Source organism: Roseibium sp. M-1 (assembly GCF_054515675.1).
Genome location: NZ_CM137257.1, coordinates 410915 through 435251, shown reverse-complemented (window position 1 = coordinate 435251; position 24337 = coordinate 410915). Strand labels below are relative to the sequence as shown.

The 24337-nt window shown below is 60.0% G+C and carries 25 protein-coding genes and 1 pseudogene; 5 read left to right on the top strand and 21 right to left on the bottom strand.

From position 1 onward, the window contains the following. Positions 1–68: 68 nt before the first annotated feature. Positions 69–842 (bottom strand): ATP12 family chaperone protein, encoded by a 774-nt coding sequence (locus tag ACX3M4_RS02090; RefSeq protein ID WP_459356942.1) that lies wholly within the window; start codon positions 840–842, stop codon positions 69–71. Continuing rightward, positions 842–1522 (bottom strand): HAD-IA family hydrolase, encoded by a 681-nt coding sequence (locus ACX3M4_RS02085; RefSeq protein WP_459356941.1) that lies wholly within the window; start codon positions 1520–1522, stop codon positions 842–844. Before ACX3M4_RS02085 ends, ACX3M4_RS02090 begins: the two co-directional genes overlap by 1 nt. Positions 1523–1923: 401 nt before the next feature. On the opposite strand from ACX3M4_RS02085, the gene ACX3M4_RS02080 reads away from it, so the two are divergent. From ACX3M4_RS02080 to ACX3M4_RS02065, 4 genes are all read left to right on the top strand, one after another. Continuing rightward, positions 1924–3201, top strand: a complete 1278-nt coding sequence (locus tag ACX3M4_RS02080) for a DUF2778 domain-containing protein (RefSeq protein WP_459356940.1) — start codon at positions 1924–1926, stop codon at positions 3199–3201. Positions 3202–3297: 96 nt separating this feature from the next. Continuing rightward, entirely contained in the window at positions 3298–3906 is a 609-nt protein-coding gene (locus tag ACX3M4_RS02075; RefSeq protein ID WP_459356939.1) for a hypothetical protein, read from the top strand. Between the two features lie 72 nt (positions 3907–3978). Next, the gene (locus ACX3M4_RS02070; RefSeq protein ID WP_459356938.1) at positions 3979–4149 is read left to right on the top strand and encodes a hypothetical protein; all 171 of its coding nucleotides are present in this window, start codon (positions 3979–3981) and stop codon (positions 4147–4149) included. Between the two features lie 5 nt (positions 4150–4154). After that, positions 4155–4649 carry an AAA family ATPase gene (locus ACX3M4_RS02065; protein ID WP_459356937.1) on the top strand — a complete coding sequence of 165 codons (495 nt, stop codon included), beginning with the start codon at positions 4155–4157 and terminating at the stop codon, positions 4647–4649. Positions 4650–4665: 16 nt separating this feature from the next. Here ACX3M4_RS02065 and ACX3M4_RS02060 read toward each other — a convergent pair whose 3' ends face one another. The 6 genes from ACX3M4_RS02060 to ACX3M4_RS02035 form a co-directional block, all read right to left on the bottom strand. Further along, entirely contained in the window at positions 4666–5685 is a 1020-nt protein-coding gene (locus ACX3M4_RS02060) for an RluA family pseudouridine synthase (protein ID WP_459356936.1), read from the bottom strand. A gap of 125 nt (positions 5686–5810) precedes the next feature. Next, the gene (crcB, locus tag ACX3M4_RS02055; protein WP_459356935.1) at positions 5811–6194 is read right to left on the bottom strand and encodes a fluoride efflux transporter CrcB; all 384 of its coding nucleotides are present in this window, start codon (positions 6192–6194) and stop codon (positions 5811–5813) included. 144 nt (positions 6195–6338) lie between these two features. Beyond that, on the bottom strand, positions 6339–7127 hold the full coding sequence (locus ACX3M4_RS02050) for a sterol desaturase family protein (RefSeq protein WP_459356934.1): 789 nt from the start codon (positions 7125–7127) through the stop codon (positions 6339–6341). A gap of 59 nt (positions 7128–7186) precedes the next feature. Then, on the bottom strand, positions 7187–7966 hold the full coding sequence (locus ACX3M4_RS02045; protein ID WP_459356933.1) for a sterol desaturase family protein: 780 nt from the start codon (positions 7964–7966) through the stop codon (positions 7187–7189). Further along, a complete protein-coding gene (locus ACX3M4_RS02040; RefSeq protein WP_459356932.1) occupies positions 7966–8745 on the bottom strand; it encodes a sterol desaturase family protein in 780 nt (259 codons plus the stop codon). Before ACX3M4_RS02040 ends, ACX3M4_RS02045 begins: the two co-directional genes overlap by 1 nt. A 133-nt stretch (positions 8746–8878) precedes the next feature. Further along, positions 8879–11290 (bottom strand): patatin-like protein, encoded by a 2412-nt coding sequence (locus ACX3M4_RS02035; RefSeq protein WP_459356931.1) that lies wholly within the window; start codon positions 11288–11290, stop codon positions 8879–8881. A 467-nt stretch (positions 11291–11757) separates the two neighbouring features. Between ACX3M4_RS02035 and ACX3M4_RS02030 the strand changes: the two are divergent. After that, positions 11758–12597: pseudogene (locus ACX3M4_RS02030) on the top strand (adenylate/guanylate cyclase domain-containing protein); the annotation flags it as partial. Between the two features lie 166 nt (positions 12598–12763). Here the strand turns inward: ACX3M4_RS02030 and ACX3M4_RS02025 are convergent. From ACX3M4_RS02025 to rplR, 13 genes are all read right to left on the bottom strand, one after another. Beyond that, on the bottom strand, positions 12764–14068 hold the full coding sequence (locus ACX3M4_RS02025; RefSeq protein ID WP_459356930.1) for a replication-associated recombination protein A: 1305 nt from the start codon (positions 14066–14068) through the stop codon (positions 12764–12766). A gap of 13 nt (positions 14069–14081) precedes the next feature. After that, complete coding sequence (locus tag ACX3M4_RS02020; RefSeq protein WP_459356929.1) at positions 14082–15542, bottom strand: DegQ family serine endoprotease; 1461 nt, start codon at positions 15540–15542, stop codon at positions 14082–14084. Positions 15543–15666: 124 nt separating this feature from the next. Beyond that, entirely contained in the window at positions 15667–17844 is a 2178-nt protein-coding gene (locus ACX3M4_RS02015; RefSeq protein ID WP_459356928.1) for a methyl-accepting chemotaxis protein, read from the bottom strand. 186 nt (positions 17845–18030) lie between these two features. After that, complete coding sequence (gene rplQ / locus ACX3M4_RS02010) at positions 18031–18456, bottom strand: 50S ribosomal protein L17 (protein ID WP_459356927.1); 426 nt, start codon at positions 18454–18456, stop codon at positions 18031–18033. A 77-nt stretch (positions 18457–18533) separates the two neighbouring features. Continuing rightward, positions 18534–19556: a DNA-directed RNA polymerase subunit alpha gene (locus tag ACX3M4_RS02005; protein ID WP_459356926.1), complete on the bottom strand. Its 1023-nt coding sequence runs from the start codon at positions 19554–19556 to the stop codon at positions 18534–18536. 88 nt (positions 19557–19644) lie between these two features. Next, on the bottom strand, positions 19645–20034 hold the full coding sequence (rpsK, locus tag ACX3M4_RS02000) for a 30S ribosomal protein S11 (RefSeq protein WP_006936427.1): 390 nt from the start codon (positions 20032–20034) through the stop codon (positions 19645–19647). 71 nt (positions 20035–20105) lie between these two features. After that, entirely contained in the window at positions 20106–20474 is a 369-nt protein-coding gene (rpsM, locus tag ACX3M4_RS01995; protein WP_459356925.1) for a 30S ribosomal protein S13, read from the bottom strand. Positions 20475–20654: 180 nt separating this feature from the next. After that, positions 20655–21251 (bottom strand): adenylate kinase, encoded by a 597-nt coding sequence (locus ACX3M4_RS01990; RefSeq protein ID WP_459356924.1) that lies wholly within the window; start codon positions 21249–21251, stop codon positions 20655–20657. Continuing rightward, positions 21248–22579 (bottom strand): preprotein translocase subunit SecY, encoded by a 1332-nt coding sequence (gene secY / locus ACX3M4_RS01985; RefSeq protein ID WP_459356923.1) that lies wholly within the window; start codon positions 22577–22579, stop codon positions 21248–21250. The genes ACX3M4_RS01990 and secY overlap by 4 nt, the downstream gene beginning before the upstream one ends. Before the next feature lie 47 nt (positions 22580–22626). Continuing rightward, positions 22627–23094 (bottom strand): 50S ribosomal protein L15, encoded by a 468-nt coding sequence (gene rplO, locus ACX3M4_RS01980; protein WP_459356922.1) that lies wholly within the window; start codon positions 23092–23094, stop codon positions 22627–22629. A gap of 23 nt (positions 23095–23117) precedes the next feature. Then, positions 23118–23315, bottom strand: coding sequence for a 50S ribosomal protein L30 (rpmD, locus tag ACX3M4_RS01975; protein ID WP_459356921.1), 198 nt, complete (start codon positions 23313–23315; stop codon positions 23118–23120). 41 nt (positions 23316–23356) lie between these two features. Continuing rightward, the gene (gene rpsE / locus ACX3M4_RS01970) at positions 23357–23923 is read right to left on the bottom strand and encodes a 30S ribosomal protein S5 (RefSeq protein WP_459356920.1); all 567 of its coding nucleotides are present in this window, start codon (positions 23921–23923) and stop codon (positions 23357–23359) included. A gap of 41 nt (positions 23924–23964) precedes the next feature. After that, a complete protein-coding gene (rplR, locus tag ACX3M4_RS01965) occupies positions 23965–24327 on the bottom strand; it encodes a 50S ribosomal protein L18 (protein ID WP_459356919.1) in 363 nt (120 codons plus the stop codon). Positions 24328–24337 lie beyond the last annotated feature (10 nt).

Here is a 24337-nt window from a genome sequence, read left to right as displayed (position 1 = left end):
ATGAATGTTATTGAGAAGTAATTGACTTCACTCAGCTAACACCGCGAAGACGAGCAAGATACCAGCAATCACGCCTCCTTCAGGATCAAAACCGCCGCATCGAATTCCTTGCGTTTGTAGGCACGGATGCGGGCCGCTTCCGCGTCTTCGCCCCAGCGTTCGATGTTGTGATCTTCTTCCACATGCGCAGCCGTCCAGACGCTGTCCGCATCCAGATAGCCTTCGGCGAGCGCAAGCGCGAGCAGTGCAGAGCCTGTCAGGACAGTCACCGTGTGGAGTGCCGACAGGCGCAGCGGGCTCTCGCTGCCGATCCGTGCCCGGTAGGCTGCGTGCAGGTTCTCCGGCTGGTCCGCATGGATGACGCCCTCGATCATTACATATCGGCCGCCAAGCAGGTTGCCGGCCCAGTCCACCACCGGGTCCCAGAGACGCCGCTGCGTGTCCACCAGGCTCTGTGGATCGTCCGCCCTGTAGCAAAGCGCGTCGTTGCCTGAAAAGCGCGTGATCTCGTCGGCAACTTCGTCGAAACGTATGCTGACCGCATCCTGCGCCGAATTGGCAATGCGTGTCAGCGGCATGGTCGCCGGGTTGATTTCCTTCTCCTGTGCCTGCCATTCGGCCGCGACGGCGGCAGCCAAGGCCTCAACCGGCAGGAGCAGAGTCGTCTTTCCCGGGGTCTTGACCGGGCGCCCGTCCAGATGGATCGCAAAGCCGCCCTCGGCAGCGGCAAAGCCCGCTTCCTTGTAGAAGCGTTTCGGCAATTCGCGGCGGGAGAGTTCCCGGGCGCGTTGTTCCGGATCCTTGGCTGCATCTTCCTGCAGGACTTCAAGAAAATCACGCATCAGATTGTTTCCCTGTCGAAATTAAGCATTTCCGCGACAGCCTGATCCAGCTCCGCGTAGGTGTCGATGATCTTCTCAGCTCCCCCGGCAGCAAGCCGGACCGGGTCGTGATAGCCCCAGGAGACACCGAGCGCCCGCACGCCAGCAGACTTGGCCATCTGCATGTCGAAGCCGGTATCTCCGATCATCAGCGTCCTTTCCGGCTCCACACCGGTTTCCGCCATGGCTCTCAGGATCATGTCCGGAGCCGGTTTGGAGGGCGAGGTATCGGCGGTCTGGATGGTGAGGAAGCGTCCATGCAGGTCGTGGCAGTCAAGCAGATGCTTGACCCCGCGCAGGGCCTTGCCCGTCGCAATGCCCAGCAACACTTCCTCGCGGCCGTGCAGCCGGTCGATCGCGTCGCGTGCACCTGGATAAAGCGGATCCCTGTCAAGGCCCGCCTGACGGCGTGAAACCTTTGCCTGCCGGTAGGTCTCCGTCATGAGCGGGATCTTGTCGTGAAACTCGGGGGCCAGAAGTGTCTGGAAAGCTTCGTGTAGCGACAGGCCGACAATCGACAGCGCCGTCTGCCGGTCGGGAAGCGGCAGACCGGCAGCTTCGAAGCCCACCTGCAAACCGTGCATGATGGTGTCCTGGCTGTCCACAAGCGTGCCGTCGACATCGAAAACGATCAGGTACATGGGGGCTCGCCAGGCGCGTGAGTGAATGTGACCCGCATGTGCCGGGTTTTCGCGCAGGGGTCAAGAGCGGCCCGTGTTTTCCCTCCAAAACGTTGAATCCAACCTCCTCTGCGTCAATCACTCGTATTTTTGTCAGTAGGCAAAGACTTCCACAGGAAGCGGCAAAGTGTCCGACAAACTTTGGATATCGCTCATTTTGGAAAAGCGCCCGAAAATTGCCTCTTTAAGGTGTTTATGGCTCCCATGACCGGTCGCGTCCAGGCCGTAAAGAACTTGGTTACCATGATCAACGATACTGGCGCGAGCGGGTGGGCATGAACGTTTGGGGCAAGCTTGTCACCAAAACATACGGGTATCGAAACGCGGCCGTAAGGTCAGCGCTCAAGAGTGGTTTTGTCTGAATGCTTCAGAAGAAACAGAAGGTCGGCCGGGCGGAAAACGCCTCCCGCCGGAAAAACGACCGGACTTTGTATGCGGCGCTCGCTGGAGCGACACTGATCCTGTCCGGTCTTGCAGCAACCGCTGTTTTTCTTGGAACGTCGATCTCCTCGACCCATTTGACCGCCGCCAAGGCTGTCCCTGATCAACTGACGCTGGTGCAGGTTCCACCGGTCGCCGCGTCTCTCGGCCTGGCGCCCGTCGAGGCAGTTCCTCCCCGGGCAATGATTGCAACTGCGGCTGCAAAGGCCTCGCAACCGGATCAGTCAGCGCCCTCGCTCACCGCTGAGGCCGAAGCGAACGCCTTGAAGGCCGCCCGCGAAGCTGAAGCCCAGAAAGCCGCCAAGGTCGCTTTGGCAGCCAAACTCGCCCGTCAGCAGTTGGCCCGAACGCTTCTTGCCCAGCAGGCAATATCAAGTCGTGGCACAGTGCTCGCCCAGGACGAACCTGAGCCGGCGATTGAACCGACGATCGTGGTCGCAGCACTGCAGGCCGTGGGCGCCACCGCGGCAGCAGAAACCGACGTCGTCGCGAGACAGCAGGAAATTGTAGTCGCCAGCATCGACCCGGCCGTGCCGGTCAAACCCGGTGCGATCATGCCGCGTATTCCCGATCTCAAGCCGGAACCACCGCGTCGCAGCGCGCCTGCCAGCGCGGAGCACACGAAAGACAAGCCGAAGAACAAGAGCAAGGACGACGAAGCCTCTCCGGTCCTCGCATACGCCACGCCGGGAACACCTGAAGACGACGAGAACGGCGTCTTCGGCGGGATCGGCAAACTCTTCGGCGGCGGCAAGGCAGGCATGCCCGGCCCCGGCAGCAAGGTCGCCATCTATGACATCAGCTCCGCGACCGTGCACATGCCGGACGGCAGCAAGCTGGAAGCTCATTCTGGCATTGGCCACCGCATGGACAATCCCAAATATGCCTACGTGAAGATGCTTGGACCGACGCCTCCGAATGTCTACACCCTGCGCATGCGCGAGCGCCGTTTCCATGGTGTCGAAGCAATCCGCATGCTGCCGCATGACGTTCCTGCCATGAAGGGCCGTGACGGCATGCTGACCCATACGCGTCTGCTCCGCAATTCCATAGGCTCCCATGGCTGCGTTGCCTTCAAGGACTACAACAAGTTCCTGAACGCTTTCAAAGCCGGCAAGGTCAAGACGATGATCGTCGTCCCGTCGATGCGGCACGTCCCCACCTATATGGCAAAGCTGGAAAGGGGTGCAGGCGCCTGACACGAGTACTATCCTGACGCCGTGCAGGCGGTTTACCTGCCGGTCTTCCATGTTACTGTCGGGTGTTTAACCCGTTAGTTTTAACTGGAGGACCGCGTGTATTCCCTTCGTTTTTCCAAAACACTAACTATTCTTGCCACCACCCTGTCGATTTCCGTTTTCGCTGCTCAGCCAGCCCTTGCCGACTGCAAGTCGGAAATTCAGGCAATCATGAAAGCCGGTGAAACCGATGAGAACTACGTTCTTGTGGTTGAACTGAGCATGGGCGGTCAAGTGTTTCAGAACAGCAAGCAACTTTATAAGGATTACAGCCACTTCTATCACATCGTCCAGCAAACGGGCGTGCATTGGCTGGTGCTTGGCGACCAGGAATTTACGTCGAGCGATGGCACCAATTGGACGGCCGGTCAAAAACGCGATCCAGCCTGGCTGACGGAAACCCTCAAACGTAACGAGGAAACGCGCGCCACGATCAAGGATGTGGCCTGTGGGAGCGAACAGGTCGGCGGCAAGGACCTCAGCACCTACACGTATGTCCAGGAAACAACGGTCCCGGTTGAATCGGTATCAACAGTCACCTTTTGGGTCGACCCGGTCACTTCTCTTCCGGTCAAACGGCAAATGAAAACCCTCACCGGCGGGCAGGAAATCGAAACCTCAATCCTCTATGAGTGGCCGAACGCGCTGGATCTGCCGACGCCGTGACTTACCGGCTCGACTTTGACGATAGCCGGCACTAAAAAAAACCGTCAAATCAGTCTCGTTTCGGGTAAGCCATTGACCAAGATCTTTATATTCTTTCTGTTTTTGGTCGCCGCCATTCAGGTCATAAAGCCGCTCGGCTGGCCGGGACTGAAAAAGCGGTCCGATGCCTGGAAACTGGTTGCGGCAGTGGTCTGCGTCACCTTCGCATCGGTAGTTGTCACGGCCTTGTTCCAGGGGTTTTGAGGGTCATGCAGACCGACACGACCCTGCACCTGCTTTGCGGCAAGATCGCTTCCGGCAAATCGACTTTGGCTGCCCGGCTTGCCGCCCAGCCCAGGACCGTTGTTATCAGCGAAGACGCCTGGCTTTCCGGTCTGTTTGCCGAAGACCTTCGATCCATATCGGATTATGTCCGGTTTTCCGCCCGGCTGAGACAGACGATTGCGCCGCACATCGTCGCGCTGCTTCGATCCGGCATGTCTGTGGTTCTGGATTTCCAGGCCAACACGAAAGACAGCCGGCGCTGGATGCGGGAGTTGGCGGAGACGGCGGGCTGCCGTCACCTGCTGCACTTTCTCGATATCCCCGACGACACCTGCAGGCAAAGGCTTAAGCATCGCAACGCGACGGGACAGCATGAATTCTCGGTCACCGAAGCCGACTTCGACCGGATTACCGGTCACTTCCAGCCGCCTTCGGCAGACGAGGGGTCCAATCTGAAGATCTACCTCGAAACGGATTGAAGTCCTGCCGGGACTGTCACCGCTTGTTCAGGGCATCGTCCGGATCATCGACTTCCGGATCATAGTCCGACGCATCGAAGCCGAGCAGGTTCCAGGTCTGTTGCATGTGTGGCGGCAGCGGCGCCGAAACGTCGATCGTGCCATGACCCGACGGATGCGGGATCACGATCCGGCGTGCCAGCAGATGCAATCGGTTCTGGATGCCGCCAGGCAGTTCCCAGTTCTCGATATTGAAATACTTGTCGTCGCCGATGATCGGGTGGCCGATATGGGCGGCATGAGCGCGCAGCTGGTGCGTACGGCCGGTCACCGGCTTCATCGTCACCCAGGATAGCTTCTGGCCCGACTTTTCAAACACCGAATAAAGCGACACCGCGTGCTGGGCCTCGTCTTCGCCCTGGCGCACGATCTGCATGCGCTCCTCACCTTCGTTGCGCGCCAGGAAGGTCGAGATACGTCCCTGGAAAGGCTTCGGAACGCCTGCCAGGATTGCCCAATAGATCTTGCGGGTGTTGCGGTGGCGGAAGGCCTTGGTGAGCTCCTGCGCCGCCTGGCGCGTGCGTGCGACCAGGATAATGCCCGAAGTTTCCTTGTCGAGGCGGTGTACCAGGCGCGGCTTGTTGCCCTTCCGGTCCGTATAGGCGTCCAGCATGCCGTCGAGATGGCGCTTGAGACCCGAGCCGCCCTGCACTGCAAGCCCGGCAGGCTTGTTCAGCACCATCACCTGGCTGTCTTCAAATAGAAGCATCTCCTCGATGGCCTTGCGGTCGTCGGCGATCAGCTTGGTCGATTTCGGCTTGGCGTTCTTCTTGTCGTCGGCCGGCAGTTCCACGCCGAGCGGCGGGATGCGAATGGTCTGCCCCTTGGCAATGCGCGTGTTGGTTTCCGCCCGTTTGCCGTCGACACGCACCTGACCGGTGCGCAGCAGCTTTTGCAGATGACCGAAGCCCAGCCCCGGATAATGGGTCTTGAACCAACGGTCGAGGCGCATGCCCGCCTCGTCGGCGGACACTTGTTTCTGTTCAATCGCGGACATGTTTTTCTCAAAATTCGGGCGCGGGCAGTCACCTGTCCCGCGCATCCTGCAGCCACGGCGATCAGAACCCCGGGCAAATCGTTCCGCTGCGTATAGGCGGAATCTCCCCCAAAGGGAAGGGATTCTTAGGTTGCCACCTGGCGCATGATCATAAGGCCGGCAAAGACCGCCAGGATCGACAGGACGACGGAAGCCAGGATGTAGATCATGGCGAGATGCGTGTCGCCCCGCTCCCACAAAACGGACGTGTCGAGGGAAAAAGCGGAAAAAGTCGTGAAGCCGCCGAGAAAGCCGGTCGCCACAAGGTAGCGCAGGTCCTGCAGATTGCCGGTCTCATGCTTCACCAGCCAGCCGATGAAAAGCCCCATGACAAGCGAGCCGACGACATTGACGGTCAGCGTTCCGACGGGAAACCCCGGCCCGAACAGCCGCAGCGCCATCAACGACACCAGGTGCCGCCCGCCTGCCCCGAAACCGCCGCCCAGCATGACCAGAAGTAGATGTTTCAAACGAATGCCCCGTTTCCAGTCCATCTCATCCCGGCCAAGCGCAGCCTGGAGCCGGAAAAACAATTTGAATGTGTAACAATTGGCGCCGCCAATGTCCCGGATTACGGGGCCTTGTTCTGCCGCTTCGGCCTGCACTGCTTCGGCCTATTCCCCCGGCGCCGCGGACTTCGCATCTTGCCCCTGCCCCATCCGCTCGAACACTTTGACCTGCTCGTCATATTTCGGATCGATCGTGCCGCAGAGCCGGTCCCAGAAGGAGAAGAAATTGGCGAAGTTGTAGCGGAACCTGGAATGATGCTGGTCGTGGAAAGTGACACAGACCATTGGCGAGGGCATCCGCGACATGGGCGAGGCCCAGAACTCGAAACCGGAATGGCCGATGGTGCCGTTGAAATGATCCCACAGCCGGTGAACGATCAGCACCGGGATCGGGATCGGCAGAAAGATCACCGCCCACAGATAGTAGCTCTGCATCACGAAGGCATCGACCAGGTCGTCCGAATAGGTGCTCCAGACCGTCGGCGCGACCGAGCGATGATGCTCGGCGTGGAACCGATACATCAGCTTCGTGTGCATGAAGCGATGGGCCCAGTAGAACCACGCATCGAATGCGACGATGGAAACGGCGAACATCAGGAGGGCCGACCACCAGGTCAGCTCAAGCGGTGCGACCAATGTCCAGCCCTTCATCGAGAGGAAGATGCCGCCGGCAAGACAGCCGCCGGTTACGGTGAGGGAAATCACGCTGGCTCGGATTTCCTTGGCCCTGCGTTTCTCGCCGCGCCGGTTCTGCTGGATACGCCGCTCGGGATGGCGGTTCTGGATCTGCACCAGCACCCAGCCCGTCGCAAAGTAAAGAAACAGATTGATCCCGTAGACTGCGCCATAGATGGGCAGAAACTCAAGCAGAACTGTCAGCGCCTTGTCGAACATATCGAAACAAACATCCAATCGTCAGGTTGGCGGACACGTCCCGAAAGGACCTGCTTTGGCTACCCGGTTGCCTTGACCTTGGTCTCTTCGCTGTCGGGGATCTCGCCGGTTTCTTCCATGGCCTGCACCAGCGCATCATATTTCGGATGCACTGTGCCGCAAACCCGGTCCCAGAACGAGAAGAAGTTACCGTAGTTATAGTGGAACTGCGAATGATGCAGATCATGGAAGGTTGTGCAGATCAGCGGCGACGGGAAGCGTGAGGATTTCGAGGCGAAATACTCAAAGCCCGAATGGCCGACCATGCCGGAAATCTGGTCGAAGAGCCTGAGGGCAAACACGCTCAGTGCCGGCACGGGCAGCACGAACCAGACGACGAGATAGAAGGAATGCTCGATGAGCGTATCGACCGTGGTCGAGCTGTCGTTGCTCCACACTGTTGGCGCGATCGAACGGTGATGCGGCACATGGAACCTGTAGAGCGCCGGCAGGTGCAGGATCCGGTGGCCCCAGTAGAACCAGGCATCGAACAGCACGAAGCAGACGGCAAACATCAGCGGGAAAGACCACCAGGACAGCTCGAGCGGCGCAAACAGCGTCCAGCCCTGCCCTTGTGCGAAATATCCGGCGGACAGCAGCACGGACGAGGTCGCGAGCGCCTTCATGGATGCCCGGATTTCCTCTGCCTGACGCTTCAGGCCGTCGCGGTACTTCTGGATACGGCGGTCCGGATGACGGGCATTGATTGCGATCACCGTGAAACCGGTCGCGAAATAGACTGCGACCATCGCTGCATAGGTCAGCACGAGAACAATCAGATAGTCGGTGAGAAGCGCCATCACGCCTTGTCCCGCTCGCTCACATAAAGCGCCTCGAACCCTTCCACCTTCTCGTCATAGGTCGGATGGATGGTGCCGCAGAACCGGTCCCAGAAAGAGAAGTAGTTGGCGTAATTGTAGACAAAATACTGGTGATGCTGGTCGTGATAGAGCGTACACAGCATCGGCCAGGGTTTGCGCGCACTCCGGCTCGCGAAATGCTCATACCCGCAATGGCCGACGGCGGCCGAAACCTGGTCGAACAGCCGATGCGCCAGGAAGACCGGCACCGGTATCGGCACGACGAAAAGCACCAGCGCGTAGTAGGAATGGGCAAACAGCGTATCGACGCTGGAACCGGCATCGTTGGACCACACCGTCGGTGTCACGGTCATGTGGTGCGGCTTGTGGAAGCGGTAGAAGAGTTTCGTGTGCAGGATCCGGTGGCCCCAGTAGAACCAGGTGTCGTGCAGCACCAGCGACAGAAGGAAAAACAGCGGCACCGACCACCAGGAGAGCGGCACGGGCGCAAACAGGGTCCAGCCACGCATCTGGGCATAAAGTCCGATGGCCAGGCAGCAACTGGTGATCATCAGCTGCTTGGAGGAGGATTTGATGTCCCGCACCGCTTCATGGGTCGGCGCGCGCTTCTGGATCTTCCTGTCCGGATGGCGCCGGTTCAATGCCGTCATCACAAGACCGGTGGCGAACAGCACGACAAGGCTGGCGGCATAAAGAACCGCAAAGAGCGCCAGAAACGCCTCCGGCCCTGTCCCGGTCAGTCCTGCAACAAAATCCATAAAGCCAAAATCCGCGTGCTTTGCCCCACACTATTGTGCGTAGCGAAAGAGCCGGTACCACGTCAAGAAAGGTCTCGCCGGATTCCGGATTTTCTGAGGTTCAGGCTCTATACGCCTCTCGGTCGCGCGTAAGTTAGACTTGTTCGGCCACATGCGCAAAATCGGGATAGGTCTCGCGCACCAGCCGGTCGACACGCTCCAGTTCCCTGCGGATTTCCGTCAATTTGCCCCGCTCCTCTTCCAGGATTGCCAGAAAGATCCGGGCCCGTGCCTGGTTTACCTGGGCCTGGTTCACCTGAGCTTGTGGCAACGCCTGCCCGCCGGCGGCGGACAAGACGATGCTGACGAGGCGGTCGGCAGCGTTCAGTCGCCCCCAAAGGTAGTCATGTTCCCGCCAGCCGCGGTTGAAGAAGGCGCCGAAAGTATTCAGTGACTTGCCCTTGAGATCAAATCCTTCCGTATAAAGGCTTGTGGCGTCCGTCGGGCTGATCCGGTCGACCAGGATCTCCGTGACTTCGGAAAAGTCGTTCCGCTGCAGGACCGGGAACGTGATCAAGTCGAAGAACCCGAAACCAATATAGGTGCCCATCAGCGAGTTGTGCCGATCCCTGTCGAGAAGATCGCGAGCGGTTTCCGAAAACAGTTCATCCTGTAACCGGTCGAGATCGGCCAGTCCCATCATCTGGGTCAGCGATTTCAACAAAGGCTCGACATGGTCGGCTGCTGCTGGGTCTCCGGCGGCAACCGCATTGACGAAGAGTTTCGCCTGATCCCTGCTCCGGCCACCGAAGAAGCGTTCGTTCCAGCGCCATCCCATATGATCGATCTGTTCGTAGAGCATGCCCTTCATATGATCGAGCGCTTCGGTGTCCGGTGGCGGGAGGTCCGAGGTCCCCGGAACATAGTGATAAAAGCCGTTCAGCTTGCGCACCGCAAAGCGCAACCGGCGAATGCGGTAGTCCACGTCAAGACCACGCAGCATCGCGACAACATGCGGATCGGTTCTGCCCAGCACATCCTTGCTCTGGGTCGTCAGCTTGGAAAAATGATCCGTGAAGAGGCCGAGCATCGGTTCTTCCAGGCCCCGCGCACCCTCTACCTCACTCAGCATCGCGGCAAGCCGGGCGAGGCGCTCGGCCAGGGAATGCAGTTTCAGCGACTGGTAATTGACGAAAGCAAAGCCTGCCTGCTCGAAAGCCGCGGTGGTTGCCTGTTTCCGGCATTGGGAAAGCATGTCCGGCGTCACCAGCCGCCGGCGCGGCAGCAGGCTTGCAACAGCCTTTTCGACCATCGGTCCGGCATCATCGATTAATTGCGCCAGCCAGCGGCTGCGCCGGTTGTTCTGTTCCAGCTCCTTCAGATCGTCGCCGATGGGTTCGTTGCGCGGAATATGCGCCAGCGAAGCCAGGATGACCCGGAAGAACCCGGGCAGATCGGCAACCGCATCTTCAAGCTCCACCGGTTCGACCGGCGCCGGATCGACATAGATAAGGCGCCGCGCGACTTCGCGCGTTGCCGGACGGTCCTGTATCACCTCGATCACGGGCGCAAACGGCTTGTTCATCACCACACTGCCGTCGACAAAACAATGCCGGCCGGCAGTTTCGGGATTGAGATCGAACCCCCGCAACAGGAAGCTGTCCCGGTTCCGCCAGGTCATCTTGTGTTCGACAAGCACTCGCTCCATTTCGGCAACGGTCGCGGGCGGAAAGGCGCCGGGAAAAGACGAGGTCGCCCTGGCGGCAAAAACGAGCTCCGGAATGGCGTCGGTATCGAACTGGCTGTCGATGAATCCGGGCGTGCGATGTGCGGCGTGAAAGTTCAGGATGCGGCGATGGTCCCACTCTTCGACATAGTCGGGATCATCCAGATGAATGCGCCGCTTGATGCCGTTGTAATCCGTGATGGTGACAAACAGATCCAGCGTCTGTCCACGCGGTATCAGACTGCGCCCCGGGACCGCTTCCTTGTCCATCTTCTTGCAGGCGTCCAGCATCCAGCTGATGAAGCGCTCGCCTGAAAAGGGCGGCGTGAACCAGCGTGCCTGCATGAACAGACGCAACTTCTCCCGCGTTTCGGCGCTTTCAATCTGTTTTGCCAACCTTGAGGAGACCAACTGGTCGAGGACCGGCGAAATCGAGATCTTCAGATACCTGGAAAAACCCGTCTGCGGACGTGCCAGACGGGTGACATCGGCATTTTCCAGCCACATCCGGCTATGGCTGTCGAGCGGCAGATCGTGGGTGATGGCCCGCGCCAGCATGATGCCGTTGACACCGCCGGCGGACGCCCCGGCAATCGCATCGACCACCACGCGGATATCGGCCACAGACGACAAGAGATCCAGAAGATCGCGGAAGGCACCCTGTACAGGCGGCAGGTCCTGTTCCTGTTCCTCGCGCACTGGATTCGCTGTTTTCCGGTCGAGACGGAAGCTGGAGGCGCGCACCAGATTGAGGATCTCCCGGCTCACGCCATGCATGTAGATCGCGAGCGAAACGCCGCCATAAAGCACGAGCGCCAGTCTGAGTTCGATTTCCTTCATGGTGCCACCGCCGCGATGAGTCCTAAAGTCGTAACACGGATTCGTGGCTACATTCTTTATAAGTCTATGTTTTTTCGCGCGGCCATGTACTCGCTCAAATGCGGCGTCTCATGCAGCTCCGGGCATTCATTCCAGTGCCGTTTCAACTTGTCTGGCGAACCGCGGTTGGCACAAAGCGATACACTTTTCCCCTCTTTACCTGCAATATTCCGCTAAGATAGGCGGAACAACCAAAGGTGATTCCTGAAAAGCTTGTGACAGCAAGCCTGCGCAGGTGCCGTGATCAATATCGTGCGGATCAAATGGGAAAAAGCGTCAAAAGGACAGTGCAGCCTGCTGCGGAACACATGACTTCGGACCAGAAAGCTGCACAGCTGGCACTTCAGGCAGAGAACGAAAGCTTGCGTTCGGAACTGGAAGACCTTCGTGTCCTTTACGAAGCCACCATCGAGCACGGCGAAGCGGTCGAGGATCAACTTGCGGACCAGTCGACCCGGCTAGAGCAGCTTTCCAGTCAGCTTGCGAAATACCTGTCGCCCCAGGTCTACAAATCGATCTTCGAGGGCCGACAGGAGGTCAAGATTGCCTCCACCCGCAAGAAGCTGACCGTCTTCTTTTCCGACATCGCCGATTTCACCGAAACCGCGGACCGGCTGGAATCGGAAGAACTGACCGCCATTCTCAACCAGTACCTGACCGAGATGTCGAACATCGCGCTGAAACACGGCGCGACGATCGACAAGTATGTCGGCGACGCGATCCTGATTTTCTTTGGCGACCCGGAATCCCGCGGCGTCACGGAAGATGCTCTTGCCTGCGTGCGCATGGCGATCGAAATGCAGGCCCGCATGACCGAACTGCAAGGCGCCTGGCAGGAAGCCGGTATCTCCAAACCGCTCAAGTGCCGCATGGGCATCCACACGGACTATTGCACGGTCGGAAATTTCGGCAGCGAGGACCGGCTCGACTACACGATTATCGGCCGGGGCGTGAACACCGCTTCCCGGTTGGAGAGCCTAGCTACGCCAGGATCCATCCTCGTTTCCTTCGAAACCTATTCCCAGGTGAAGGAGCACATCAACTGCGCTGAAAATGGCGAAGTCAGCGTCAAGGGCATCGCCTATCCCGTCACCACCTACGAGGTGGTCGGCTTGAAGGAAGAGGCACCGAAACCAAAGGCGGATCTGTCGGCGGTCTCCCAGCAGCTCCTCAATCTTCCGGAAGCCATGAGCGCCGAAGATCGGGACCGGCTCGTTTCCTCGCTTCGCAGCGCACTCGACAGGCTGGAAGCACCTGAGGTTTCCTAAACACCTTCAATTTCAACTCTGCGATCTCATCTTGAGGAGGACCATCAGGTCCCTCTCGAAGGGTGGGCCACTTGTTCCGGAGTTTGCCGCCCATCCTTCGAGACAGCGCTCACGCGCTTCCTCAGGATGAGGGAGTGTTTGGTCCCCCGGGTTTCCGGACGGAAACTCAGCCCCGCTCCTTGCGCAGCTTGTCCCAGTATTCGAGGCGTTTTCTCAGGTCCCGCTCAAATCCGCGCTGCGGCGGGTCGTAATAGGTCTTGCGGCCCATCTGCTCCGGAAAATAGTCCTGGCCGGAAAAGCCGTCCGGCGCATCGTGATCGTACCGGTAGCCGTCGCCATAGCCTTCCTGCTTCATCAGCTTGGTCGGCGCGTTCAGGATGTGCTTGGGCGGCAGCAGAGAGCCGCTTGACTTGGCATCACGCATGGCGGCCTTGTAGGCAACATAGGCACCGTTGGATTTCGGTGCGGTCGCCAGATAAATCACCGCCTGGGCAAGCGCCAGTTCGCCCTCGGGCGATCCCAGCATCTGATAGGCATCCCGCGCCGCGTTGGCCTGCACCAGCGCATGCGGATCGGCGAGACCGATATCCTCCACCGCCATGCGGATGAGGCGCCGGGCCAGAAACATCGGATCCTCGCCGCCATCCAGCATCCGGCAGAACCAGTACAGCGCCGCATCCGGGTCCGAGCCGCGCACGGATTTATGCAGGGCGGAGATCAGATTGTAATGACCGTCCGCGCTCTTGTCGTAGATCGGTGCGCGCCGCTGAACGATCTCCTGCAGCCGCACTGCATCGAAGACCTCGTCCTCGGAAGCCGCGCGCCAGACGTCTTCGGCCAGCGTCAGAGACGAGCGCCCGTCCCCGTCCGCCATGCGGATCAGCACCTGGCGGGCGTCTTCGTCGAGCGGCAGCTTGCGGCCTTCCGTTTCCTCCGCCCGGGCGAGCAGCCTCTCGATCGCTTCGGTGGAGAGCGACTGGAAGGTCATCACGTGCGAACGCGACAGAAGAGCCGCGTTCAGCTCGAACGACGGATTTTCGGTTGTCGCCCCGACGAGCGTGATCGTGCCGTCTTCCATGACCGGCAGGAAACTGTCCTGCTGGGCCCGGTTGAAGCGGTGGATCTCGTCGACGAACAGCAGTGTCGAGCGCCCGCTCATGCGCCGGGCCCGCGCCGCCTCGAACACCTTCTTCAGATCGGCGACACCGGAAAAGATAGCCGAGATCTGCTCAAAGGCGAGATCTGTCTCCGTCGCCAGCAGGCGGGCAATGGTGGTCTTGCCGGTTCCCGGCGGTCCCCAGAAGATCAGCGAGCCGAGCGTGCGCGTCTTCAGCATGCGCGACAGCGTGCCGTCCAGCCCGAGCAAATGGTCCTGCCCGACGACGTCCGCCAGCTTCGCTGGCCGCATCCTGTCTGCAAGCGGCCTCGGACCGGATTTGCCGAGACCGGACGCTTCAAATAGGTCGCTCACGCCCCGTTCCGTCCTAACCGCGCAGAATGAGCTGCGACACCTTGCCGTCGCGCTCGATATCGAGCTGCCAGACCCGGGGCGGTGTCCGGGTGATCGTCTCCAGCATGCGCGTGCTTTCGATGGTTTGCCGGTTCACGCCGCGAATGATATCGCCCGGACGCAGGCCCACCCTGTCTGCCGTGCTGCCGCGACGGACTTCCGAAATGACGACGCCTTCGAACAGGCCTTCAAGTCCGACCTCTTCTGCAACGGCAGGCGACAGATTCATCACGGTGGTGCCTTCAAAGGGCGAATAGTCCTTCAATTCGCGCGTATCGCGCGCCACGGTTTCGGGTGCCGGTTTCAGGTTGACGGTGACCGTCTCCTCGCGGCCGTCGCGCAGCACCACGAAGGTGCTGGTTTCGCCGATCATCCTTGTGGCAAAGCGGTAGCCGAAGGAGTTCGGATCCGAGACTTCCCTGTCGTCTACCGAGATCACCAGATCGCTCACCTTGAGACCGGCCTCGAAGGCAGGCGAGCCTTCGAAGACAGCTGTCACGAGAACGCCGCGCGGCCGGTCGAGGCTGAGCGCTTCGGCGATTTCCGCATTGACCAGCTGCACGGTCGCCCCCAGCCAGGGCCGCTGCACCTTGCCACCGTGGTCGGCCGCCGTGGCAACGAACCGGGCCATGTGTGCCGGAATTGCGAAGCCAATGCCGTTGGAACCGCCGGAGCGGGAGAAGATCGCCGTGTTTATGCCGACCAGCTTGCCCGACATGTCGACCAGCGCTCCACCGGAATTGCCCGGGTTGATCGCCGCATCCGTCTGAATGAAGAACTGGAAGTCGGTCACCCCAACCTGTGTGCGCGCGGTTGCCGAGACGATGCCCTGGGTCACGGTCTGGCCGACACCGAAGGGATTGCCGATGGCCAGCACGATATCGCCAATCTCAAGACCGTCGGAATCGGCGAAGTCGACGCTCTCGAACGGCCCCTCGCCCCGGATCTTCAGGACAGCCAGGTCCGTGCGTTCGTCCATCAGCACGATATCGGCATCGAACTCGCGCCGGTCGTTCAGCGCGACCCGGACATCGTCCGCGTCCTTGATCACGTGATGGTTGGTGATGACGGTGCCTTCGGAGGAAATGATGACGCCGGAGCCGAGCGAAGATTCCACGCGTTGCCGCGGCTGGTCCAAACCGCCGCCACCCGGCTGGCCGAAGAAGCGCCGGAAAAATGGATCGTCGAAGAAGGGCGACACCTGCCGGCGCTGCTGCACAACCTTGCGGCTGGCATAGACGTTGACCACTGCCGGCGCGACCTTCTTCACGATTGGTGCGAAAGACAGTTTGATCTGCGCATCGGACTGGGGAACGAGCCTGAGATCCGCCGGAGTGGCCTCGGAGGTCTGTGCGTAAACCGGACTGAGACCTATCAAACCGGCAATGCCGGCGAGGATCAGGGTTCTGTAAATTCTGGAGGGAGCCAGACGCATGACAGGTGCCTCTTGTTCGAATCTTCTTTTCTCAATGGCGATACATGGCAGATAGGGAGGAAAAGAGGCAAATACAAAAGGGCCGCCGGAGATCCGGCGGCCCTTTTCAGTACGTTTTTCGAGTTCAGGCCGATCGAACCTGGGTCAGGAAGCTGCGCACCTCGCGGTCGAGTTCCTCGGCCTTGGTCGCCATGTCGGCAGCTTCTTCTGAGAAGTTCTGGGCCGCCATGTTGGTGTCGTTGGAAAGCGCGGAAACGTTGCGGATGTCTTCGGTCACCTTTGAGGTACCACCGGCCGCCCGCTGGGTATTCTCCGCAATGCCCTGCGTCGCATAGCTCTGCTCGGTCACGGCAGCCGCGACCTCGCTCACCGACCGCGTGATTTCGTCGATGGTCTTCTGGATATCGCCGATCGCACCGACGGCATCGTCGGTGGCACCGCGAATGGCGTCGATCTGCTGCTGGATTTCACCGGTCGCCTTGCCGGTCTGGGACGCAAGGTCCTTGACCTCGGAGGCAACGACCGCAAAGCCCTTGCCGGCTTCGCCCGCGCGCGCCGCCTCGATGGTGGCGTTGAGGGCAAGCAGGTTGGTCTGGTCGGCGATGTCGGAAATCAGCGTCACCACTTCGCCGATGCGGTTTGCGGCTTCAGCCAGCGACCGCACCGTATCGTTGGTGGTCTCTGCACGCTTCGTTGCTTCGGCAGCGACGCTGGAAGAGCGTTCGATCAGGGTGGAGATTTCCTGGATCGAGCTCGACAGCTGATCGGAGGCCGCTGCAATCGATTCCACTTCCGCCAGCGTTTCTTCCGACATGGTGGCGGCGTTTGCAGACGTCTCGCCGGCGATATCGGTCATGCTGCGCATCTTGTTGGCGGATTCGCGCAAGGTTGCAGCCGTGTGCGCCACCTTGTCGACCACCTTGCCGACGGTTGCCTCGAAGTCCCCCGCAAGGCTTGCCAGCATTTCCTGGCGCTGCTCGGTCTGGCGGCGGGTATCCTCGGCTTCCTCGGCGGCGCGGCGCTCGTTTTCCTCAGCAGCATTCTGGCGGATCTGCAGGACAGCCCGGCCGATGTCGCCAATCTCGTCCTTGCGCTTGGCCGCCTTGATCTCCGCACCAAGATCACCAGCGGCAATCGCGTTGAGCGCGCCGACGAGCGTCGTCAGCGGTCCGGTAATGGAGCGGGAGAAGAACAGCGCGATCACGGCCGCAACCGCAATGGTCGCCAGCGACCACAGGAACATCTGGTCCCGCATGTGGGTGACGGCAGACAGTGTTTCCTCGACGCTCTTTTCCGCAACAATGGCCCAGTGATGGCCCTGGAAGCTGATCGGCTTGGCAACGACCAGGTTGTCGACACCACTTTCGGCAGTCACGATCGCAGCCGCTTCGGTGCCGCTGGCAGCCGTCAGGGCCGGTTCCGCGCTCGTCTTTGCAATCAGGGCAGTCGGTTCACCTGAAAGCGGCATGTCGCTCAGAACCGTTCCGTCCTCGGCAACAACATAGACCTGGCCGGTTTCACCCAGATTGTCGCGGCTGGCGACGACATTGTTCAGAAAATCGGAGTCGATGCGAATGACGGCAACACCGCTGATGCTGATCGTTCCGAAGGAGTTCAGAAACACAGGGGATGCCAGGAACATCGACCCCTTGCCGTCAGCCGGCGCATAGGTTTCGAACCCGCTTGCGGCGACCTGGCCGATTTCCAGCTTCATCGCCTCGGAGAAGACAGTTTGCAGCCCCGTGTTGTCGGCAACACTGCCCTCGCCCAGCTTGGTCAGGAATTCGTCATCCTTGGTGACAGAATAAAGGATAAGGCCGGCCGGATCGATCAGGTAGACGTCGGCATAGCCGCCGCTTTTCCAGATGTTGAACATCGCCGGGTGCGCTTCCGTGTGGCGCCAGGCATACATCGTCTTCTGTTCCTTGCCGGTTTCGACGGCCCTCTCTTCAGGCGTCGCCCCTTTCTGGAACAGTCCGAGGATCTCGTCCTTTTCCTTGGCAAGGTTCATCGTGGCGTTGCCGAGGTTGCTGAGCGGATCCGAAACGCTGGAAGCCAGGTTGATGACCTCATCTTCGGCCGATCTCAGAACCGAGTTCAACAAGGCAGAGCGCGCCGACACGACCATACCGAGTTCGGCCGTGGAGGCCTTTTCAAGACCATCGCGTCCGGTGACATAGCCGATCACGCCGACAGCGGCACAGGCGGCAACCGTGATTACGATCATCAGTGCCGGAATGACGAAGGAAAGACGAAGAGAGGCTGTTCTCTTCTGGGTTCCCGGTTTCGTTTTGCCAATCACAGTAATTCTCCCCAGCCTCGCCCACATCTCCAGGCGGCATGCTCCAAAGCTAGGAAGTTTTCCTTAAATCATTGATAATCGCCGGTCTCAGTATTCGGCACAATTAACTAAGAGTGATTAAACTCCGCGGCAACAAAAAAGGCGGGCAAATTGCCCGCCTTCCCGTTTACCGCTAGTGGCAAAAATTTATGCTGCGTTTTCAGCAGCTTCTTCAGCCTCGACGCGAGCGCGATCTTCAGCGCCGCGGGCTTCCGGGTCACGGTCGACCAGCTCGATGACAGCCATCGGAGCATTGTCGCCGTAGCGGAAACCAGCCTTCAGCACGCGGGAATAGCCACCGTCGCGGTCCTTGTAACGCTCACCGAGCGTGTCGAACAGCTTGGCAACCATGGCCGTGTCGCGAATCTGCGAGATGGCCTGGCGGCGTGCATGAAGATCACCGCGCTTGCCCAGGGTGATGAGCTTGTCGATGATCGGCTTCATTTCTTTGGCCTTCGGCAGGGTCGTGACGATCTGCTCGTGCTTGATCAGCGACGCTGCCATGTTTGCGAACATAGCCTTGCGGTGGCTAGAGGTCCGGTTGAGCTTGCGGCCGGAATTACCGTGGCGCATTGCCCTCTCCTTTTTCTATCGGGTCGTCTGCCTGTCGCGGCACTTGCCCGGTTGATCCGTAGGGACGCGTACGCCCCTTAATACTGATGGTCTTCGTAGCGCTTGGCGAGATCGTCGATGTTCTCCGGCGGCCAGTTGGCGACTTCCATGCCGAGATGGAGACCCATCTGAGCGAGAACTTCCTTGATCTCGTTGAGCGACTTGCGGCCGAAATTCGGGGTCCGCAGCATTTCTGCTTCGGTCTTCTGAATGAGATCGCCAATATACACGATATTGTCGTTCTTCAGGCAGTTTGCAGACCGGACAGACAGTTCCAGCTCGTCGACTTTCTTCAGAAGGGCCGGATTGAACGCCAGTTCCGGGACACTGTCCTCGGCGACTTCGCGCTGCGGCTCTTCGAAATTGACGAAGATGGAGAGCTGATCCTGCAGAATGCGCGCTGCGAAAGCCACGGCATCATCCGGCTTGACGGAACCATCGGTTTCGACGGTCAGGGTCAGCTTATCGTAGTCAAGAACCTGGCCTTCACGGGTGTTTTCCACCTTGTAGGAGACCTTCTTGACCGGGGAGTACAGGCTGTCGACCGGGATCAGGCCAATCGGCGCATCTTCCGGACGGTTCCGGTCGGAGGAATGGTAGCCCTTGCCGGTGTTGACGGTGAATTCCATGCGGATTTCAGCGCCTTCGTCCAGCGTGCAGAGCACCAGCTCCGGATTGAGAACCTCGACGTCGCCGACGGTCTGGATGTCGCCGGCAGTGACGACGCCCGGACCCTGCTTGCGCACGACCATGCGCTTGGGGCCCTCGCCTTCCATACGGATGGCGATTTCCTTGATGTTCAGCACGATGTCGGTGACATCTTCCCGAACGCCCGGGATCGACGAGAACTCGTGCAGCACCCCATCGATCTGAACCGCGGTCACGGCAGCGCCCTGCAGAGAAGACAGCAGGATACGGCGCAGCGCGTTGCCAAGGGTCAGACCGTAGCCACGCTCGAGAGGCTCGGCGACGACGGTCGCCAGAAAGCGCGGATCTTCACCCGGCTTGATCTCGAGTTTGGTCGGCTTGATCAGTTCTTGCCAGTTCTTTTGAATGGTCACGTTTTCGTCCCTTCGGCTATCCCGCCTGGCACCAGGGCCAGGCCATGCTTTGCCATTTGGAGAAACAAGTACCTAAAGCCGGAAAGCCTTAGACGCGGCGGCGCTTGCGCGGACGGCAGCCATTGTGCGGAATCGGCGTCACGTCGCGGATGGACGTGATCAGGAAACCGGCAGCCTGCAGGGCACGCAGAGCGGATTCGCGACCGGAACCCGGACCGCGCACTTCCACTTCCAGGGTGCGCATGCCGTGTTCGGCAGCTTTCTTCGCAGCATCTTCCGCAGCAACCTGGGCCGCATACGGAGTGGACTTACGGGAGCCCTTGAAACCGAGTGCGCCGGCGGACGACCAGGAGATCGCATTGCCCTGTGCATCGGTAATCGTGATCATGGTGTTGTTGAACGTGGAGTTCACATGCGCAACGCCAGAAGAGATGTTCTTGCGCTCGCGGCGACGCACGCGCGTCGTGTCTTTAGCCATTCTCTTATCCTTGTTTTGATCTCGTCACTGCCGTAATGCCGGCAGCTCCACCACCAATCGCGGTTGGATGATTATTTCTTCTTGCCTGCGATCGGCTTAGCCGGACCCTTGCGGGTACGGGCGTTCGTGTGCGTCCGCTGGCCGCGAACCGGAAGGCCGCGGCGGTGACGCAGGCCGCGGTAGCAGCCAAGGTCCATCAGACGCTTGATGTTCATGGCGGTGTCACGGCGAAGGTCGCCTTCCACGATGTAATCGCGGTCGATGGTTTCGCGGATGGACAGAACTTCAGCGTCGGAAAGTTCATTCACGCGGCGGGCAGCATCGATGTTGTTCTTCTCGATGATTTCCTGGGCGAATTTCGGGCCAATGCCGTGAATGTACTGAAGCGCGATAACGACGCGCTTGTTCGTCGGGATGTTAACGCCAGCAATACGTGCCACGTTCGTCTCCATGTTTGGAGCGGTTCGGCTGATGCCTTGCCGCAGTGGGTAATGCCCGCGTCCGGTGGAGTCCGGCCCCTGCGGGTACGAAAATGCCGGGGCAGCCCCGGCACAGAGATAGCCGGCCCCACTTACATGGAACCGGCTCAACTGTAAGGTAGAGCGGGTCGTTTAACGGCTCTAAACCTTTTCGTCAAGTCCCTGAAGAACGGAATCTATGGACGCCGTGACCTGATCGATTGACTGCATGCCATCGATGACGGAAAGCAGGCCGGTGTTCTCGTAATAGGGAACAACAACTGCGGTATCGCGGTTGTAAGCTTCAAGGCGTTGCTTGAAGACTTCGGGGTCGTCGTCCTTGCGCACCGGCTGCCCTGCAGCTTCCGCATCGGCGGCCCGCTTCATGATCCGATCGACAAGCTTGGACTGATCGACACGCAGTTCGATCACCGCATTCAGCTTCAATCCACTTGCTTCCAGCATCTCGTCCAGAGCTTCGGCCTGGGCCAGCGTGCGGGGGAAGCCATCGAGGATGAAGCCCTTCCTGGCATCGTCCTCGGCAATCCGGTCACGGATGATGCCGACGACGATCTCGTCCGACACCAGTCCGCCTGCATCCATGACTTCCTTGGCTTTGAGGCCTACCGGGGTCTGGGCGGCCACCGCGGCCCGCAGCATGTCTCCCGTGGAGAGCTGCGGGATCCCGTATTTCGCAACGAGGTGCGCGGCTTGTGTCCCCTTCCCCGCTCCTGGCGGTCCTACCAGAATAAGCCTCATCTACGTTTCCCCCTCAGTTTCGCTTTTTTCACCAGGCCTTCATACTGATGCGCAAGCAGGTGTCCCTGGATCTGTGACACGGTATCCATTGTCACGCTTACGACAATCAGCAAAGAGGTGCCCCCGAAATAGAACGGAACGCCCGTGGCCGAAATGAGGAATTCGGGTAATAGACAAACGACGGTGATGTAAATGGCGCCCACCACCGTAATGCGGGTCAGCACATAGTCGATATATTGCGCGGTCCGCTCGCCCGGACGGATACCCGGAATGAAGCCGCCGTGCTTCTTCAGATTGTCGGCCGTGTCGCTCGGATTGAAGACGATCGCCGTATAGAAGAAGCAGAAGAAGATGATCATGGCCGCGTAGAACACCATGAACAGCGGCTGGCCATGCCCGAGCGCCGCCGTGATGTAGGTGATCCACTCGTTGCTGGAACCAGCGCTGAAACCGCCGATGGTTGCGGGAACCAGAAGCAGCGACGACGCGAAGATCGGCGGAATGACGCCAGCGGTGTTGAGCTTCAGCGGCAGGAACGAGGTGTTGCCCTCGAACATGCGGTTGCCCATCTGCCGCTTCGGATACTGGATCAGCAGACGGCGCTGCGCCCGCTCCATGAAGACGATCAGCGCGATCACGACGACAGCCAGGATCAGAACGCCGAGGATAAGGATCGTCGACAGAGACCCCTGACGGCCGAGCTCAAGCACGTTGACGAGAGCGACCGGCAGCCCGGCGACAATGCCGGCGAAGATGATCAGCGAGATACCGTTGCCTATGCCGCGGGAGGTGATCTGTTCACCCAGCCACATCAGGAACATGGTGCCGCCAACGAGGGTCAGGACCGTCGAGGCGCGGAAGAACCAGCCCGGATCGGCGACCACGTTGGACGCGCCTTCCAGACCGACGGCAATGCCATAGGCCTGCAACGCGGCCAGAATGACCGTGCCGTAGCGGGTATACTGGTTGATGACCTTGCGGCCCTGCTCGCCTTCCTTCTTCAGCTGCTCCAGAGACGGCACGACGGTCGTCATCAGCTGCATGATGATGGAGGCGGAAATATACGGCATGATGCCAAGCGCGAAGATCGCCATGCGCTCAACGGCACCACCGGCGAACATGTTGAACATGCCGACGATGCCGGACTGGGCCTGGTTGAAGGCCTGCGCAAAGGCTTCGGGGTTGATGCCGGGCAGCGGAATGTAAGTGCCCAGTCGATAAACCAAAAGCGCCCCCAGTGTGAACCAGATGCGCTTTTTGAGTTCTTCAGCCTTGGCGAAAGCTGAGAAATTGAGATTTGACGCCAGTTGCTCGGCGGCGGATGCCATGCCCTACTCCGGAATGCTTGCCCAGGAAATGGGTGAAGCCCAGGCTGTTAAGCCTGAGCTCCAAGAACGGCTACCTTGCCGCCTGCTTTTTCGATCGCTGCAACAGCACCCTTGGAGGCGCCGGCAACTTCAAAGGCCACGGCTGCAGTGAGCTCGCCGTTGGCAACGATGCGCACACCGTCGCGGACCCGCTTGACAACGCCTGCGGCCTTCAGCGTTTCGACGGTGACCGTCTCGGACGCGTTCAGCTTGCCTGCATCGATCGCCTTCTGAACACGGCCAATGGACACAGTGTTGTAGTCGTTGGCGAAAATGTTCGTGAAACCGCGCTTCGGCAGACGGCGGTGAAGCGGCATCTGACCGCCTTCAAAGCCTTTGATGGCAACGCCGGAACGGGACTTCTGACCCTTGACGCCACGGCCGCCGGTCTTGCCTTTTCCGGACCCGATGCCGCGAGCGACGCGCATGCGGTCTTTCGTGGCACCTTCGTTGTCACGAAGTTCGTTGAGCTTCATGTTCTTTACTCCTCACCCCGTCCTTACGCGTTGTCTTCGACGACGCGAACGAGATGCTGGATCTTATTGATCATGCCGCGCACTTCAGGAGTGTCCTTCAGTGTGGAACGGCGGTGCATCTTGTTCAGGCCGAGACCGATGAGCGTCGCGCGCTGGTCCTTCGGACGGCGCAGCGGGCTACCGATCTGTTCGACCGTTACAGTCTTTTCGGTGTTCGCCATGGAACCTACCCTCTTTCAGCTGGGGGCCGGAGCCGCCAAGGTCAAGCCTCAGCGGCAGCCGGAGCCGCCTCATCGGTGTTGTCACGACGCCGGGACTGCAGAACCGAGACCTTGAGGCCACGGCGGGCAGCGACGGAGCGCGGGCTGTCTTCCTTGGTCAGCGCGGCAAAGGTAGCGCGGACCATGTTGTAGGGGTTTGAAGTCCCCAGCGACTTGGCCACAACGTCCTGAACACCGAGCGTTTCGAAAACTGCACGCATCGGACCACCGGCGATGATACCGGTACCGGCCGGTGCGGCACGCAGCAGAACCTTGCCTGCGCCGTGACGGCCTTCCACATCGTGATGCAGAGTCCGGCCTTCGCGCAGCGGCACGCGGATCATGGTGCGCTTTGCAGCTTCGGTTGCTTTGCGGATGGCTTCCGGCACTTCACGTGCCTTGCCATGTCCAAAGCCGACACGGCCCTTCTGGTCACCAACCACGACGAGGGCTGCGAAGCCGAAACGACGGCCACCCTTGACCACCTTCGCCACGCGGTTGATGTGAACGAGCTTGTCGACGAATTCGCTGTCTCGCTCTTCGCGATCGCGATTTTCCTGTCTCGCCATTTTATACGTCTTCCGTTCTTAAGAGCGCCAACGGGCGCTGGTCAGAATTCAAGTCCACCTTCGCGGGCTGCATCAGCAAGCGCTTTGACGCGCCCATGATACTGATACCCGCCACGGTCGAACACGACCTGCTTGACGCCGGCGGCGGCTGCACGCTCGGCAACAAGCTTGCCAACGGCTGCGGCTGCAGCAACGTCGGCGCCCGTTTTCAGGCTGCCCTTCAGATCTGCTTCGATCGTAGAGGCAGAGACAATGGTATGTCCCTTCGCATCGTCGATGATCTGGGCGTAGATCTGCTTCGACGAGCGGAAGACAGAAAGGCGCGGACGACCGTTCGCGGCTTTCTGGATCGAACGGCGCACGCGATCGCGGCGGCGCTCGAAAGCTTGTTTGCTGTTCGCCATGATCTGGGTC

Bases quoted from the DNA above. Each gene is read 5' to 3' on its own strand.
- rpmD (WP_459356921.1), bottom strand. From the start codon at position 23,315: ATGGCGAACACCGAAAAGACTGTAACGGTCGAACAGATCGGTAGCCCG.
- ACX3M4_RS01990 (WP_459356924.1), bottom strand. From the start codon at position 21,251: ATGAGGCTTATTCTGGTAGGACCGCCAGGAGCGGGGAAGGGGACACAA.
- ACX3M4_RS02050 (WP_459356934.1), bottom strand. From the start codon at position 7,127: ATGTTCGACAAGGCGCTGACAGTTCTGCTTGAGTTTCTGCCCATCTAT.
- ACX3M4_RS02080 (WP_459356940.1), top strand. From the start codon at position 1,924: ATGCTTCAGAAGAAACAGAAGGTCGGCCGGGCGGAAAACGCCTCCCGC.
- ACX3M4_RS02085 (WP_459356941.1), bottom strand. From the start codon at position 1,522: ATGTACCTGATCGTTTTCGATGTCGACGGCACGCTTGTGGACAGCCAG.
- ACX3M4_RS02040 (WP_459356932.1), bottom strand. From the start codon at position 8,745: ATGGATTTTGTTGCAGGACTGACCGGGACAGGGCCGGAGGCGTTTCTG.
- rplQ (WP_459356927.1), bottom strand. From the start codon at position 18,456: ATGCGCCACGGTAATTCCGGCCGCAAGCTCAACCGGACCTCTAGCCAC.
- rpsE (WP_459356920.1), bottom strand. From the start codon at position 23,923: ATGGCGAGACAGGAAAATCGCGATCGCGAAGAGCGAGACAGCGAATTC.
- ACX3M4_RS02020 (WP_459356929.1), bottom strand. From the start codon at position 15,542: ATGCGTCTGGCTCCCTCCAGAATTTACAGAACCCTGATCCTCGCCGGC.
- ACX3M4_RS02045 (WP_459356933.1), bottom strand. From the start codon at position 7,966: ATGGCGCTTCTCACCGACTATCTGATTGTTCTCGTGCTGACCTATGCA.
- ACX3M4_RS02065 (WP_459356937.1), top strand. From the start codon at position 4,155: ATGCAGACCGACACGACCCTGCACCTGCTTTGCGGCAAGATCGCTTCC.
- secY (WP_459356923.1), bottom strand. From the start codon at position 22,579: ATGGCATCCGCCGCCGAGCAACTGGCGTCAAATCTCAATTTCTCAGCT.
- rplO (WP_459356922.1), bottom strand. From the start codon at position 23,094: ATGAAGCTCAACGAACTTCGTGACAACGAAGGTGCCACGAAAGACCGC.
- ACX3M4_RS02035 (WP_459356931.1), bottom strand. From the start codon at position 11,290: ATGAAGGAAATCGAACTCAGACTGGCGCTCGTGCTTTATGGCGGCGTT.
- ACX3M4_RS02090 (WP_459356942.1), bottom strand. From the start codon at position 842: ATGCGTGATTTTCTTGAAGTCCTGCAGGAAGATGCAGCCAAGGATCCG.
- rpsK (WP_006936427.1), bottom strand. From the start codon at position 20,034: ATGGCTAAAGACACGACGCGCGTGCGTCGCCGCGAGCGCAAGAACATC.
- rplR (WP_459356919.1), bottom strand. From the start codon at position 24,327: ATGGCGAACAGCAAACAAGCTTTCGAGCGCCGCCGCGATCGCGTGCGC.
- ACX3M4_RS02060 (WP_459356936.1), bottom strand. From the start codon at position 5,685: ATGTCCGCGATTGAACAGAAACAAGTGTCCGCCGACGAGGCGGGCATG.